Source organism: Mesorhizobium sp. M0478 (assembly GCF_040321305.1).
Classification (GTDB): domain Bacteria; phylum Pseudomonadota; class Alphaproteobacteria; order Rhizobiales; family Rhizobiaceae; genus Mesorhizobium.
Map to the genome: position 1 here is coordinate 531,669 of NZ_JAMYRH010000001.1, position 14,402 is coordinate 546,070.

The window sequence follows — 14,402 nt, forward strand, 5'->3', positions numbered from 1 at the left end:
TGCATGTCGCGCAAAAGTGGTCCCGGTTCTGGGACAACACGGCAAAGACTAGCACGCCGCCAGCGCCCTCTCCTGCTTGACGCGTTCCTTGAGCGCGGCCGAAATATCGGGATAGCGCTTGCCGATCTCGCCGAAGGTGGCGCAGGCGACATCCTTCTGCTTGAGGCCGACCAGCGACACGCCAAGCTTCAGGAGCATGTCAGGCGCCTTCTTGGCCTTCGGATAGTCCTTGCTGGCGGAGAGGAAAACCTCGGCAGCGTCATGATACTTCTGCTGGCCAAGCAGCGATTCGCCAAGCCAGTAATGCGCGTCCGCCGCCTTGGCGTCCTTCGGGAAGCGGGCGATGTGGTCGCGAAAACCCTGCTCGGCGGTGCTGTAGTCGCCCGACAGGATGAACTGGTAGGAGTTGCGGTAGATCTCTTCCGGGTTGTTGGTGGCAGGCAGCGCCGCCACCACCGTGCCGTCCGACTTGCCGGTCTTAGCCCCGGCAGCCGGCGCCTCGGCGGCGGGAGCCGCACCTTCCGCCGGCGCCGCTGCCTGCGTGTTGCCGCCGGCGTCGATTACATTGCCGTTCTTGTCGACGGTAATGGTGCCGAAGGTCTTGGGCGGCGTGCCGTTGATCACCTTGCCGGGATCGCCGGTCTGCGATTCGACGATGACCTCGCCGACGCTCTGGCCGCCATCCGGCTGCGCGCCGGCATCGGCCGGCGCCTGGTCTGCCGGGGCCTCGGCGACGCCGGTGCCCGCGCCACCGTCCTGCGGCGCGGCCTCCGATTTCTTCTGGGCCGGCGGCTGCCCGCTGGAGCCGCCTTCCAACTGCTGGAAGCGGAACTCGTTGTCTTCCTGCTGCTTGCGCATCTGCTCCTGCATCTGCAGGATCTGGAAGTTGAGTTCCTCGAGCTTGCCGTTCATCTGCCGGAGCTGATCTTCCAGCCCCGCGGCGGCGGTGCCGTCCTGCTGCTGCGCGATCTGTTGCTGCTCCGGCTTCTCCTTCTTGCCGAAAATGCCGAGCGTCGGCAGATGGAAGGAAAAGCCGCTATCCGCGGGTTGTCCGGTGCCGCTCGCGGAAGCCGCGAAGCCTGATACGAGCAGCAGCGCAAGCGTGCCGCTCAAGACCGATCTGAAATGCATGTGCCTCTCGCCGTGAATATCGTGAGCCTGTTCGCGCCTTCCGATCACAGTGGGACCGGCACGACGCCCTCGGCTCTTAGCAGGAGGCGAGACTTCGGCCAAATTTTGTTTCCGGGTTTGTTTCCGGGACCGAAACTGAAAAAGGCGGCCACAAGGCCGCCTTTCGCATGGAAGTGTTGCAATTATGCGACTAAGGCCGCCGTCTTACTCATCAGGAGCCGGCGCCGGAGAGCGTGGTGACGGCGCGGCGATTCTGCGACCAGCAGGAGATGTCGTCGCAGACCGCGACCGGACGTTCCTTGCCGTAGGAAATGGTCTTCAGGCGGCTCGCCGAAACGCCCCTGGCGACCAGGAAGTCGCGGGTGGCGGCGGCGCGGCGGGCGCCGAGAGCCAGATTGTATTCACGTGTGCCACGTTCGTCGGCATGGCCTTCGACGACGATGGCGTACTGCTTGTACTGGTTGAGCCACTGCGCCTGGCGCGACAGCGTCGTCTGCGCATCCGCGCGGATCGCGGTCGAGTCCGTGTCGAAGAAGATGCGGTCGCCAATGTTGACGGTGAAGTCCTGCGCCGAGCCCGGCGTTGCGGCACCCGCGCCATTGAGGCCGAGATCGGCAGCGTTGTTCGGGGTTTTCTTCGAGGCGCAACCGGTGATGGCGAGCATCGCGATCAGGGCGATCATCGCCGGGTTTCTGGTAAGTGCTGCGATACGGCCCATGCCGCCTCTCCTTCGTATTCGAGTGATCGTATTTCGAGTGATTTCGTTGATCACCCAGTAACCACGTTTGGGTTAACCGGCATTCAAGAAATACGGTTAATGTTTGGTTTCGATCGTCCGTCCACGACCTTCAAATCCACGGTCACAGTTGGCGCGGACCCTAGGCGGAAATGCGGCCGAAACGCGACTAATGAATGGAAAAGGGGCCAAACGGGCCCCTTTTTAGCAGGTGTGGCAATTCGGCCGAACCTACTCCAGCAGCGGCGACCAGGCGGGATCCGACGCGAAATTCGCGGTCGGGATCGACTGTTCGTTGCGGCCGGTGAGATCGACGGAAACCAGTTTTGGGCCGCCGGCGGAGTCGCGGAAGAACATCAGCACGCGGCCGTTGGGCGCCCAGGTCGGTCCCTCCTGCTGGAAGCCCGAGGAGAGGATGCGCTCGCCCGAACCGTCGGTCTTCATGACGCCGATCTGGAATTCGCCGCCGGTCTGCTTGGTGAAGGCGACGAGGTCGCCGCGCGGCGCCCCCACCGGCGTCGAATAGACGCCGTCGCCGAACGAAATGCGGGTCTGGCCCGAGCCGTCGGCGCCCATCACATAAATCTGCGCACGGCCGCCACGATCGGAAGTGAATACCACCTTGCTGCCGTCGGGCGAATAAGAGGGCGAGGTGTCGATGGCGGTCGAGTTGGTCAGCCGGGTGGTCGAGCGGCTTCGCAGGTCCATGGCGAAGATGTTGGAATTGCCGTCATCGCGCAGCAGGCTCATGATCACCTTCTGGCCGTCGGGCGAGAAGCGCGGCGCAAAGGTCATGCCGGGAAAGTTGCCGACCAGTTCGCGCTGTCCGGTCTCGATCTGCAGCAGATAGACCCGCGGCTGGCCGCTTTCATACGACATGTAAGTGATTTCCTGCCGATTCGGCGAGAAACGCGGCGTCAGCACGATCGAGCGGCCATCGGAGAGATAGCGCACATTGGCGCCGTCCTGGTCCATGATGGCGAGCCGCTTCTTGCGCGCATTCTTGGCGCCGGATTCGTCGATGAAGACGACGCGTGTGTCGAAATAGCCCTTCTCGCCGGTGAGCTTCTCATAGATCGCATCGGCGATGATGTGGGCGACACGGCGTTGATTTGCGTCGTTGGCGAAAAACTGCTCCCCGGCTATCTGCTGGTTGCCAAAAATATCCCATAGTCGGTACTGGGCGCGGATTCGGCCGTCCGCCTCCTTGCTCACGCTGCCGGTGACCAGCGCCTGCGCATTGATCACCTTCCAGTCGTCGAAACGGGGCTGCGCATCCGGATTGGCGATCTTCTCGATGAAGGCGTTCTTGTCTATCGGTGCGAAGAGACCGGAGCGCTTCAGGTCGGCGGTGACGATCTCGGAAATCTGCGCGCCGAGCCCTCCCTGGAAATCTGGGATGGCGATCGGCATCGGTTCGACATTGCCTTTGTTGACGTTGAGCTCGAGGGTTGCTCGAGCAGGCAAGGTGACGACGGCGTTCATGCCCATCGCCATCGCGGCGACCATCAGGAGCGGCTTGAGGATGGATTTCATGTCTTCTCGCTTCTCTTGCTGATTTCTGGGTGCTCAGGCTACAGGCCAAGCATCGCTCTGGGATCGAAGTTGACGCGAACGTCGGACCAAATGTCATGCTTTCCGGCGGGCACCTGCAGGCCGGCGACATCGCATTTCTGCACAGCGCGAACCGCGCTGCTGTCGAATTGGGGGTTGCCGCTGGACTTCTCGACGGTCGGACGGCCCTCCAGCTTGCCGGAGGCATCCAGGCTGAAACGGATCACCACGGTGAAATCCTCAGAACCCTCAAGCCCAACCGGGAGGGTCCAGCAGCCACCGAGCTGTTCTTCCAATGCCCCTTGCTCGGACTTCGACAGCTTCTGGCCTTGATCCTTGTCGCCGCCTAGCGATGCCTGCTGGGTCGAGCGCTTGGCGCCGCCGCCGGATGGCTTCTGCTTGTCGAGCAAAGCCTTGATGTCAGCCTCATTGAACTGCTTGTCATCCGACTTCGGCTTCGACGAGGCTTCCTTGACCGGCTTGTCGGTGTCCTTGCGGTCCGGAGCCTTCGCGCTTTCGGCCTGCGCCGGCTGCGGCTTCGGCCGTGCTTCGGGAGCAGGAGCGGAAGTCGGAAGCTGCGCTTCTTCCAGAGGCTGCTGATCCGATATGGCTTCGGCGACCGCATCGGGCTTCACGCGTGGCTTCGGCTCTATGGCGGCGGTCGTGTCCGGCTGCGGTGTTGGTGCAGGCTCCTTCACCGGGGTCGGCTTCGGTTCAACCTGCTTCACCGGCTCGGGCTTGACCTCTTCCTTCGGCTGCGGCTCCGGCGCCACCTCCGTCGCAGGTGTCGGCTTCGGCGCTTCCTTTGGCTTCGGCGTGTCCTCGGTCTTCGGCTTTTCGGTCGGGGTCGGCGCCGGAGCAGCCGTCGCTGTTTTCTCCACCGGCTTCGGCTTGGGCTCGTCCGTCACCGGCTTGTCGGTATCAACGCTGTTCTCGCCGATTTTCTGTGCATCTGGCACGATGTCGGGACGCTTGGTCGGCATCGGCGCCGGCTTTTCGTGCATCACCGCCTTCTTGTCGCCCTGCAGCGTCTGCGCAATGGCTTCCATGGGAACGATGTCGACCGCTATCGACTCCACATCCGTGGACGGCAGCGCGGCCGGCGCCGACAGGGTGAACAGGCCGAAAGCCAGTGCCACCGTATGCAGTATCACCGATGTGGTGAGGCCGGTCTTCATCGTGCGTCTACTGATCCTGTTGCTGCAGTGAAATTAGGCCGATATTCTTGTAGCCGGCGGCCTGGATGAGGGCCATGACCTCCATCGCGGCGCCATAGTTGGTCGCCTTGTCGCCGCGGATGAAGATGCGCTCTTCGTAGCCGGTCTTGGAAATCGCCTGCAGTTTGGCGACCAGCTCTTCCCTTGGGATTTCGGTCTCCTGCAGGAAAATCTTGCCGGCCGCGTCGATCGAAACGGTGATCGGCTGGGTGTCGGCGTTCATAGCCTTGGCCTTCGTCTCCGGCAGGTCGACCGGCACTCCGACCGTCAACATAGGTGCGGCGACCATGAAGATAATCAAGAGCACCAGCATCACGTCGACCATCGGCGTGACGTTGATTTCCGACATCAATGCATGGTGGCGGCCGCGCCGCCTGTGTCCGCGCCCGCCGCGTCCTGCCATGCCAACCGACATACCCATCTTCTTACCTCAGCCCTTAGGCGCTACTTTTTCATCGATTTGGCGCGAGAGTATGGCGGAGAACTCATCCGAGAACCCTTCCATCCGCACCGCGATCTTGTTCGCGTCGGATGACAGCTTGTTGTAGGCGATAACCGCCGGTATGGCGGCGAGAAGACCGATGGCCGTCGCCAGCAGCGCTTCGGCAATGCCGGGTGCAACAACCGCGAGACTGGTGTTCTTCGAACCGGCAATCGCCTGGAACGAGGTCATGATGCCGATGACGGTGCCGAACAGGCCGATGAAGGGTGCAGCCGAACCGGTGGTGGCGAGAAAGCCGAGACGGCCCTCCAGCTTCTCCATCTCGCGCGTCAACGCCAGGTCCATCGCCTTGTCGATGCGGGTCTGCAGGCCGAGCGGCGATTTGGCCCCCTTCTCGAAGCTCTTCTTCCATTCGCGCATGGCGGCGACGAAGATCGCACCCATGCCCGTGGTCTTGCGGTCGGCAAGCGTGCGATAGAGCTCTTCCAGCGACTGCCCCGACCAGAACACCTGTTCGAAGCGATTGAGCGACAGACGCATGCGGGCATAGCTGACCAGCTTGTCGACGATGATCGCCCAGGTCCAGACCGAGGCGCAGAGCAGACCGATCATGACCAGCTTGACCACCCAGCTGGCCTGTGTGAACAGCGCCCAAATCGACAATTGCGCTGCCGGATCGGCGAGTGCGGTAGTTTCCATGCTTCAGTCCTTAAGATTTTCCGGGCATCGCTGGCGGCTGGCCCATGGGCATCCCTTGTGGTCCGTTCGCGCTTGGCTTCCGGATTAACCCCAAAATGCACCGTTGGCGGCCTTTTCAGGGCAAATATTGGTGAAAGGAAGGCGCGCGGATTCTTCCAATCTTCACCGATCTCTTCATGAACCGTTATGGTTAAGGATGGGTTAGGAAATATGGCGCGGCGCATTGCCGCGCCAAGGGACGACGCGGACCATCCATCCACAATCGAATGCGCTGCCGATTGGCCGCTCGTTGCCGGCCGGCAGGCCTGGATATCAGCTTGCTCCTGGTAGAAAGGCCGCGATCCATTCTTTCGGAAAGCGCTTCGGCCGGCCGTTCTCGCCGATGATCGCCGCCTCGACCTTTGCTTCGACCAGAACCTCTGTCCCGCGTTTCAATTGCTGCGCCATGACGATGCGGGCGCCGGAAATATCCTGCGTTGATGTGTCGATGGTCAGGATGTCGTCCATGCGGGCAGGCGAGCGGAAATCTATCTCCATCCGCCGCACCACCCAGACGATCCGTTCGCCGTGCTTGCCTTCGTGAAGTTCTGTGTGGTGGACGCCCGCCAGCCTGAGATAGTCCGAGCGGCCGCGCTCGAAGAATTCGAGATAGCGCGCGTGGTAGACGACGCCGGAAAAATCGGTGTCGGCATAATAGACTCGCGCCATCAGCCGATGGCCGAATTCCGTCAAGGCTCCGGAAAGCCCGCCGGCAAGCGCCGCCGATTCACCATGATCGTCCATCGCGCTTTCCTTTTTGCCCCCGGCGGGGCACCTGTCTTGCCAAAATCACCAGCGCAGCAAACCGGATGGCACTGTTGACGGCGATGATCAAGACCGTGATGGCAGCGCTGCTGGTGCTGGCGGCGTCTGCGCTTCCCGGTCAGGCCGCTGGCTTTTCGATGAAGCGCGGCCTCAACCTCGACCAGTGGACGACCTGGGTCGGGGAAGACAAATGGAACGACCGACAAGCCATCCTGCCCTATCCGGAATGGCGCAAGTTCCTGAACGAGGATGACCTCAAGGCGCTGAAGGCCGCCGGTTTCGACTTTCTGCGCATGCCAGTCGATCCCTCGCCGTTTATGTCGGATCAGACACTGGCGCTGCGTGACGACCTTTATGCCAGCGTGCGGGACTCGGCGCGCATGATCAACCGGGCCGGTCTGAAAGTGATCGTCGACATGCACCTGATCCCGGCCGGCGGCGGCCGCGAGATCGGCATGGGCCAGGTGATGGACGATCCCGCAACCTTCGACGCCTATGTCGAGGTCGTCCGCAAAATGGCGCGCACGCTTGCCACTGAGGACCCGGCGCAGGTCGCTTTCGAGCCGATGAACGAGCCTATCGTCGACTGCGACAGCGAGGGCACCAGCCTGTGGCCGGAGCGTCAGCAAAAGCTGTTCGCGGCCGCGCGCGCCTCGGCCACCAGGCTGACGCTGATCCTGACCGGCGCCTGTTATTCCAGTGCGGCTTCGCTGGTCAGGATCGACCCAAAGTCGATCCCCGACGACAACATCATCTGGACCTTCCACTCCTACGACCCGTTCCTGCTGACGCATCAGGGCGCGACCTGGGCCGGCGATTTCATTCTCTATGTTACCGGCCTGCCCTATCCGCTGACCGCGGTGCCGCGCGCCGAGCTCGATGCGACGCTGGATGCGATCCGCGCCAAGATAAAAGCCGAGGCGCCACGGACCAGACGGAACGGCCTGCTCGCCTATCTCGATGAACAAGTCGCCAGCATGGACACGGACGAAAAGCTGCTCGGCGTCATGGATGCGCCGTTCGAAAAGGTCGAGGCCTGGGCGAAGGCCAACGCCATCAAGCCGGAAAACATCACGCTGGGCGAGTTCGGCATGATCCGCCAGGAATATGGCAATCCCTATGTGATGCCGCCCAAATACCGCGCGGCCTATGTCAAGGACATGATCGCGCGCGCCGAGGCGCATGGCTTCTCATGGTCGGTGTGGAGTTTTGGCGGCGCCTTCGGCATCGTCGACGCTTTCAACGGCGAAAAGGCCGAACCCGCCGTGATGGACGCGATCCGCTCGCTCCATTAGCCCTAGGGCATGTCGAGATTCAGGTCAGGCCGAGTCGAAAATGAGGGGTCCGAAAACCGGAACGGAGCGGACTTTGGTCCGTGACTACCGGAAGCGCAGGAACACCTCATTTGCAGGCCGGCATCACCTGAATACCGGCATGCCCTAACCGAGGTCGATCTGCAGGATCTCCGGCCGCATGCCAAAGCGCACCGGCGCGATGCTGAAGCCGAGTCCGCCTGACACGATCAAATTGCGGTCATTCTCGACGACATGGCCATAGGCAAAGCGGTTGCCGAAGCGGGACGGCACCACCGGTGAATAGCCGAACAGCCTGACCTGCCCGCCATGTGTGTGGCCCGACAGCGTCAGCGAAACCCGCCACGGCACTTTCGGGAAAATGTCAGGCTCATGCGCAAGCAGGATGATCGGTGCCTGGTCGGTGATCTTGGCCAGCGTGCCGTCGAGTTCGTCCAGGCCTTCAAATCTGTCGCGGCCTGCGGCCTTGTTCGGTAACAGTGCCAGCTGGTCGGCGAGCCCGGCGATCCAGAAGCCGTATCCATCCTTTTGCAGGCGCACGGCGTCGTTCTCCAGAACCGAGATGCCGGATTCCTCCAATGCCTTGCGCGCCACAGTCCCCGCTCCGGCCTGCTGCGCGAAAGGATCGTGCCACCAGTCGTGATTGCCGAGGATCGACAGCACACCAAGCGGCGCCTTCAGTCCTGACAAGGCCGGCGCCCATTCATGGGCCTCCACCCGGTTCGTCACCAGGGACATGCCTGAGAAATAGTCGCCGAGCAGTACGATCAGATCGGGCTTCAGCACGTTCGCATCTTCGACGAGCGAAGCGATCCGCTCAGGCGTCATCCAGGGACGGCAGGCGTGAATATCGGCAAGTGCTACGACGCGCAGCTTGAGATCTGCAGGCCAATGCGGCGGCGTCAGCTGGTAGCGCTTCACATGCGTCAACAGCATCGGCTCGATGCCGACCGCATAGGCACTGAGCGAAGCCAGCGAGAGGAACGAACCTCCGGCGAATTTCAGGAACCCGCGTCTGGTGATCACTTTTCTGGCTCCGACCTTGATCGGAGCAGTTCGCGCCGACATTGCGACGCCCGATACAATCGAGGAATGCGCCTTCACGCTGGCAGGTTTGAGGAGATTCTGCACAGAAATCCGTTCCGAAGAACAAATGTCCGTTACTCTTCCTGGAACAGGTTGATCTGCCGCTGCGCCAGATCCTTTGGCGCGTCGAGGCCGAGATGGCGCCAGGCGTTGGCGGTCAGCACGCGGCCGCGTGGCGTGCGTTGGATGAAACCCTGCTGGATCAGATAGGGCTCGATAATGTCCTCGATGGCGTCGCGCGGCTCGGAGAGGCCGGCGGCGATGGTTTCGATGCCGACCGGCCCACCACCGAAATTGCGCGCGATCATCGAGAGATAGCGGCGGTCGAGTGCGTCGAGGCCGAGCGCGTCGACCTCGAGCCGGGTGAGAGCTTCGTCGGCAATCTGCTTGTCGACGTGGCCGTCGCCGGCGACGGAGGCGAAATCGCGCACGCGGCGCAACAGCCGGCCGGCGATGCGCGGCGTGCCGCGGGCGCGGCGCGCAATCTCAAGCGCGCCGTCGTCGCCGAGCGGCATTTGTAGGATACGGGCGCCGCGGCGCACGATCTGCTCCAGTTCCTCGACCGAATAGAAATTAAGCCGCACCGGAATGCCGAAGCGATCGCGCAGCGGGTTGGTCAAAAGGCCGAGCCTGGTGGTGGCGGCAACGAGCGTGAAGCGGGCAAGATCGATCTTGACCGAGCGTGCCGCCGGACCTTCGCCGATGATCAGGTCGAGATGGAAATCCTCCATCGCCGGGTAAAGGATCTCCTCGACTGCCGGATTGAGCCGGTGGATCTCATCGATGAACAGCACATCGCGGTCTTCGAGATTGGTGAGAAGTGCGGCGAGATCGCCGGCCTTGGCGATCACCGGACCGGAGGTCGAGCGGAAATTGACGCCGAGCTCGCGCGCCATGATCTGCGCCAGCGTTGTCTTGCCAAGCCCCGGCGGCCCGACGAACAGCACATGGTCAAGCGCCTCGCTGCGGCCCTTGGCGGCCTCGATGAAGACTTTGAGATTGGCCCGCACCGCGGCCTGGCCGACGAAATCGGCGAGCGTCTGCGGCCGCAAGGTCTGCTCAGCATCCTCGCCGCGCTTTTCCGGGGCAATGAGGCGGGGTGAAAGGCTCATGCGGCCTTCCTCGCACAGGGCAAAGGACCGGACAAGCAATCACTCACCGCGCCAGTTCCTTCAGCCCGAAACGAATGAGCTTCGAGGCATCGGCGTCCTCGCCGGCCGTCTTCAGCGCCGCCGCGACAGCATTGGCTGCTGTGTCGCGCGAATAGCCGAGATTGACCAGCGCCGAGACGGCGTCGGTAATCGGCGCCGGCGCCACGCCCTCGCCGAGCTCCTGCTTAAGGCCGATGGTGCCGGAGGCGGTTCCGGCATAGGCCGGCGCCTTATTCTTCAACTCGGTGACGATGCGCTCGGCCACCTTCTTGCCGACGCCGGGCGCGCGGCTGACCATGGCGATGTCGCGCAGCGCGATCGCATTGGCGAGGTCTGCCGGCGCCAGCGTCGACAGGATGGCCAGCGCCACCTTGGCGCCGACGCCTTGCACATTGCTCATCAACAGCCGGAACCATTCGCGCTCAAGCACCGACTGGAAACCGTAGAGCCGGATCATGTCCTCGCGCACATAGGTCTCGATGAACAGCACCACCGCCTCGCCGGGCGAAGGCAGCGCGGCCAGCGTGCGCGCCGAGCAATAGGCGACATAGCCGACGCCGTGCACATCGACGAGGCAGAAATCCTCCTCGATCTCGTCCAGCGTGCCTTTCAATTTGCCGATCATGCGTGATCCCTCATGCCAGCGCCATCCTGTAGGCGACGCTTTGCCGGTGATGCGCGTGGCAGATGGCGATAGCCAACGCGTCTGCGGCATGTTCGGTGTCGAAAACGGCTTTCGGCAACAGCACCTTTACCATCATGTGGATCTGCTTCTTGTCGCCATGGCCAACGCCGATCACCGCCTTTTTGACGGCATTGGGGGCATATTCGGCCACAACAAGGCCGGCGCGCGCCGGCACCAGCATGGCTATGCCGCGCGCCTGGCCGAGCTTCAGTGTCGCCACCGCATCCTTGTTGACGAAGGTTTGCTCGACGGCCGCTTCCTGGGGCATGGCCGCATGCAGGATCTCGGCCAGCCCGTCATGCAATTGGCAGAGCCGTGTCGCCAGCGCCGCCTTGTCGTCGGAGCGTACAGTGCCGGAGCTGATAAAGCGCAGCGAGTTGCCGAGGCTCTCGACGATGCCCCAGCCGGTGCGCCTCAGCCCCGGATCGATACCGATAATGCGAATCGCTTCCCTCATGCGCGAAGTCTACCTCCGGCGCACAGCGATGTCAGCGAAATGTGAACAAACCGGAAACGGAGGCGTTTAACCTCGAGCGAAAGCCGTGTTCAGCAGCGTGATCTGGTCGGAAACCGGATTGGCGCGGCGGGCGGCGGCAGGCGTCTCGGCAAACGCGCCGCCATAGATCTCTTCGTCCATGCGGCGCACCAGCGCCTGCAGGCGCAGCGAGCGGGTGACGAGGTCGAGGAAATCCTTCGGCAGTTCGCCCCAGCCGACCGCTTCGTCATGCGCCGAGGCGGTGTCGAGACGCACCTTGGATTTTTCCGAAGCGACCTGGTCGCGGGTCATCTCGCCGGAATTTGCCGCCCGCTGCAAAAGCAGCCAGGAGGCGACTTGCATCAACCTTGTGGTCAGCCGCATCGATTCGGCCGCATAGAGCGTCGCCGCCAGCCTGGACAGCTTCTTGGCCTCGGCCCGGCCCTTGCCGTCAAGATACTCGGCTGCCTGTTCGACCAGGCCCATGCCTTCCTGGTAGAGCGGTTTGAAGGATTGGGAGAAAACCCGGCGTTCCGCCAGCTTGATGGTTTTCGCGATGCCCTTCGAAGGCTCGTTCATCGATACGCCCCTGCACTGCCCCGTCGGCTGATTCGGCTTCTCGCCGTCACGCCGGCACCCTAGATGACTGAAGCTTGAAAATGCGCTTCGCCGCCGGCGAAGGCAAGCACATGTTTAACAAACGGTTAACGCCTGCGCAGGGGCGCCAAGCGGACCAAAAGCAGACAAAAAAAGAGCCGCGGATAAGGCGGCTCTCAGGAGTTTAACAGGGAGGCGTCAAACGAAGTGGCTCCAACCACTCGGTAAGAATCCAGATCACTGGATGGACATAGTAAACACCTGTAAAGCTTAATGAACCCTTAACGGCGCGGATATTTCTTGATCGACCGCTGCCCTTCTGTGCCGTATCAGCACAACGGTGCCCTAAGCCTGATCGTCAGCTTGTTCATGCCTTCTTCCACACAGCCGGCAAGGAAATGAAGGCGAACAGCAGCATTGCCGCATAAAAGCCCATCGAGGAGGAAGCCAGCACCGGCTCGATCTCCGGATGGCCGGCAAGTTCAAAGTAAAGCCCGATCATCAGTGCGATGCCGCAGATTGCCGTCAGCCAGAAATGCACGACGGCAATCGTCTTTTGCCCGACCGCTGGAAACAGGTGGTAGAAGAAGGCAAACACCGCCGACATCAGCCAGCCCGCCACCATGGTGTGCGCGTGGGTCGGCATCTGCCCATGGTCATTGGAGATCGCCATATGCAGGCCGAGCGCCATGCCGCACAGGGAATAGATGACGGCCAGGGTGAAGAAATTTCGTGCTACGCCTTGCATGGGATACCCTCGTTGGTTGTTGCAGACTTGGTCCGACCGCGCGCGGCCAAAATGGAGCGTCGGTCGCGAGCGGCTTAGTCCCCGCAGGTTTCAGGATCATGCCGCGAAACCAGCCAATGCCGACACGGCGTCTATCCGGCAAATGCCGGGTATTGTGCGGGCTGGCGGTAAAATCCGGCGACGGCGCCACCGCAACAAGTCGGCACCCACGCGGCATCTTCTGGATACATGTACGGAGATAATCCGCCCTCCTTCGGAAGCAGACGCGCGAAAGCAGCGTTTACCCCCGGAACGATGCACAAGGAGCGGCAATGGACTGGTATTCTCTCTTCAAATTCCTGCATGTCATGGCAGCGATCCTCTGGCTCGGCGGCGGTTTCGCCATGCTGCTGGTTTCGATACTCGCCGATCGCGCCGGCGACGACGAGACGCTGATGGTCATGCTGAGAACGACGGACAAACTCGGCTTGCGTCTGTTCGTGCCGGCGTCTATCGCGACCCTGGCTTCTGGTCTGGTGCTGACTTCGCTATGGACCGGCTTCTCCGACCTTTGGGTCGTCATCGGCCTTTGCGGCTACGCCGCCGCGTTTCTGACCGGTATCCTCGTGCTGAAGCCTTCGTTCGAAAAGCTTGCCACAATGCTTGCCGCGGACGGCATGACCCCGGCTGCCATAGCGTTTGGGCGCCGCATGATACGGATCGTCAAGTTCGATTTCGTCATCATGATCGTCGTCGTCGCCGACATGGTGCTGAAGCCGACCGCGCACGACATCGCCACTCTCGGCGCCATGGCGGTCGTGGTCGTTGGTGGTGCATCGCTGACTTTTGCGAGCGCCCCGCGAACCAAACCGGCAGCCGCCTGAGCGGGATTTAGAGCAGGCCGGCGATCCCGTCCCAAAGCAGCTTGACCGCGACCACGGCCACGGTCGCGTAGGTGAAGGGATAAAAAATCTCCGGCCGCATGCGCCGCACCAGCCAGGCGCCGGCGATGGTGGCCAGCGGCGCCAGCGGCATCAGCACGGCCGACGCCGTCAGGTTGGCGGTGTCGAACTGGCCAAGCGCGAAGTAGGGGATCAGCTTCAGCGCGTTGGTGGCGGCAAAGAAGATCGCCGATGTCCCTGACAGCACCTTCGGATCGAGCCGGATCGGCAGCGCATAGACCTGGAAGGGGGGCCCGCCGACATGGGCGACGAAGCTGGTGAAGCCGGCGACGGTGCCCCAGAAGGCGGCGGCGATGCGGTTGGGCGCCGCCGCATGGTCGGAACCGTGGCGGAACTGGAGATAGAGCCAGCGCAGCACGAAGATCAGCGCGACAGCGCCGACGATCAGCCGCACCATCTCTTCGGTGACGAGCGCTGCCGTCAGCCAGCCGAGCCCAATGCCGATCACCGCGCCCGGCATCATGTCGACCAGCATCTTTCTGTCGTAGACGCCCCGCCACGTCCACACCGAAACGATGTCCATCAGGCACAGGATCGGCAGCAGGATGGCCGCCGCCTGCACCGGCGGCATGGCCAGCGCCATCAAAGGCACGCCAACGAAGCCGACAGCGCCGCCGAAGCCGCCTTTCGACAGCCCGACAAGTATCACCGCCGGAATGGCGGCGGCATAAAACCACGGATCGGCGAGCAGACCTGACATGAACTGGAAATGCTGGAGGGAAGACGGTTGCCCTGCAATAGCCTAGAAACCCTTGCGCCGCGACCGGGAAAATGCCGGCCGTGTCGATCAACTGTGCGTAAAGCGACGGTTCCGGATTTACGG

At 62.6% G+C, this 14,402-nt stretch carries 16 protein-coding genes; 2 read left to right on the top strand and 14 right to left on the bottom strand.

Features of this window, described 5'->3' with window-relative positions:
* Positions 1–48: 48 nt before the first annotated feature.
* The 7 genes from ybgF to ybgC form a co-directional block, all read right to left on the bottom strand.
* The gene (gene ybgF, locus NKI64_RS02590) at positions 49–1,131 is read right to left on the bottom strand and encodes a tol-pal system protein YbgF (RefSeq protein ID WP_023694601.1); all 1,083 of its coding nucleotides are present in this window, start codon (positions 1,129–1,131) and stop codon (positions 49–51) included.
* Positions 1,132–1,342: 211 nt separating this feature from the next.
* A complete protein-coding gene (gene pal, locus NKI64_RS02595; RefSeq protein ID WP_023684182.1) occupies positions 1,343–1,849 on the bottom strand; it encodes a peptidoglycan-associated lipoprotein Pal in 507 nt (168 codons plus the stop codon).
* A gap of 249 nt (positions 1,850–2,098) precedes the next feature.
* Complete coding sequence (tolB, locus tag NKI64_RS02600; protein ID WP_352666392.1) at positions 2,099–3,403, bottom strand: Tol-Pal system beta propeller repeat protein TolB; 1,305 nt, start codon at positions 3,401–3,403, stop codon at positions 2,099–2,101.
* A 38-nt stretch (positions 3,404–3,441) separates the two neighbouring features.
* Positions 3,442–4,599 carry a cell envelope integrity protein TolA gene (gene tolA / locus NKI64_RS02605; protein ID WP_023673842.1) on the bottom strand — a complete coding sequence of 386 codons (1,158 nt, stop codon included), beginning with the start codon at positions 4,597–4,599 and terminating at the stop codon, positions 3,442–3,444.
* A gap of 7 nt (positions 4,600–4,606) precedes the next feature.
* Positions 4,607–5,059 carry a protein TolR gene (gene tolR, locus NKI64_RS02610; RefSeq protein ID WP_023673843.1) on the bottom strand — a complete coding sequence of 151 codons (453 nt, stop codon included), beginning with the start codon at positions 5,057–5,059 and terminating at the stop codon, positions 4,607–4,609.
* A 9-nt stretch (positions 5,060–5,068) separates the two neighbouring features.
* Positions 5,069–5,779, bottom strand: coding sequence for a protein TolQ (tolQ, locus tag NKI64_RS02615; protein ID WP_023673844.1), 711 nt, complete (start codon positions 5,777–5,779; stop codon positions 5,069–5,071).
* Positions 5,780–6,091: 312 nt separating this feature from the next.
* The gene (gene ybgC, locus NKI64_RS02620; protein ID WP_023673845.1) at positions 6,092–6,562 is read right to left on the bottom strand and encodes a tol-pal system-associated acyl-CoA thioesterase; all 471 of its coding nucleotides are present in this window, start codon (positions 6,560–6,562) and stop codon (positions 6,092–6,094) included.
* 65 nt (positions 6,563–6,627) lie between these two features.
* On the opposite strand from ybgC, the gene NKI64_RS02625 reads away from it, so the two are divergent.
* Entirely contained in the window at positions 6,628–7,878 is a 1,251-nt protein-coding gene (locus NKI64_RS02625; RefSeq protein ID WP_352666395.1) for a glycoside hydrolase family 5 protein, read from the top strand.
* 144 nt (positions 7,879–8,022) lie between these two features.
* On the opposite strand, the gene NKI64_RS02630 is transcribed toward NKI64_RS02625, so the two are convergent.
* The 6 genes from NKI64_RS02630 to NKI64_RS02655 all read right to left on the bottom strand — a co-directional run bounded on the left by NKI64_RS02630 (position 8,023) and on the right by NKI64_RS02655 (position 12,638).
* Positions 8,023–8,922, bottom strand: a complete 900-nt coding sequence (locus NKI64_RS02630) for a metallophosphoesterase (protein WP_352666397.1) — start codon at positions 8,920–8,922, stop codon at positions 8,023–8,025.
* Between the two features lie 134 nt (positions 8,923–9,056).
* Entirely contained in the window at positions 9,057–10,094 is a 1,038-nt protein-coding gene (gene ruvB / locus NKI64_RS02635) for a Holliday junction branch migration DNA helicase RuvB (RefSeq protein ID WP_352666399.1), read from the bottom strand.
* Between the two features lie 43 nt (positions 10,095–10,137).
* A complete protein-coding gene (gene ruvA, locus NKI64_RS02640) occupies positions 10,138–10,758 on the bottom strand; it encodes a Holliday junction branch migration protein RuvA (RefSeq protein WP_023668770.1) in 621 nt (206 codons plus the stop codon).
* A 10-nt stretch (positions 10,759–10,768) separates the two neighbouring features.
* On the bottom strand, positions 10,769–11,275 hold the full coding sequence (gene ruvC / locus NKI64_RS02645; protein ID WP_023668769.1) for a crossover junction endodeoxyribonuclease RuvC: 507 nt from the start codon (positions 11,273–11,275) through the stop codon (positions 10,769–10,771).
* Positions 11,276–11,341: 66 nt separating this feature from the next.
* Positions 11,342–11,872, bottom strand: coding sequence for a protease adaptor protein RcdA (rcdA, locus tag NKI64_RS02650; protein WP_023668768.1), 531 nt, complete (start codon positions 11,870–11,872; stop codon positions 11,342–11,344).
* 385 nt (positions 11,873–12,257) lie between these two features.
* A complete protein-coding gene (locus tag NKI64_RS02655; RefSeq protein WP_023668767.1) occupies positions 12,258–12,638 on the bottom strand; it encodes a hypothetical protein in 381 nt (126 codons plus the stop codon).
* Between the two features lie 311 nt (positions 12,639–12,949).
* Between NKI64_RS02655 and NKI64_RS02660 the strand changes: the two genes are divergently transcribed.
* Entirely contained in the window at positions 12,950–13,501 is a 552-nt protein-coding gene (locus tag NKI64_RS02660; protein WP_023750376.1) for a DUF2269 family protein, read from the top strand.
* Between the two features lie 7 nt (positions 13,502–13,508).
* Here the strand turns inward: NKI64_RS02660 and NKI64_RS02665 are convergent, their stop codons facing one another.
* A complete protein-coding gene (locus NKI64_RS02665) occupies positions 13,509–14,279 on the bottom strand; it encodes a sulfite exporter TauE/SafE family protein (RefSeq protein ID WP_352666402.1) in 771 nt (256 codons plus the stop codon).
* Between the last annotated feature and the right edge of the window lie 123 nt (positions 14,280–14,402).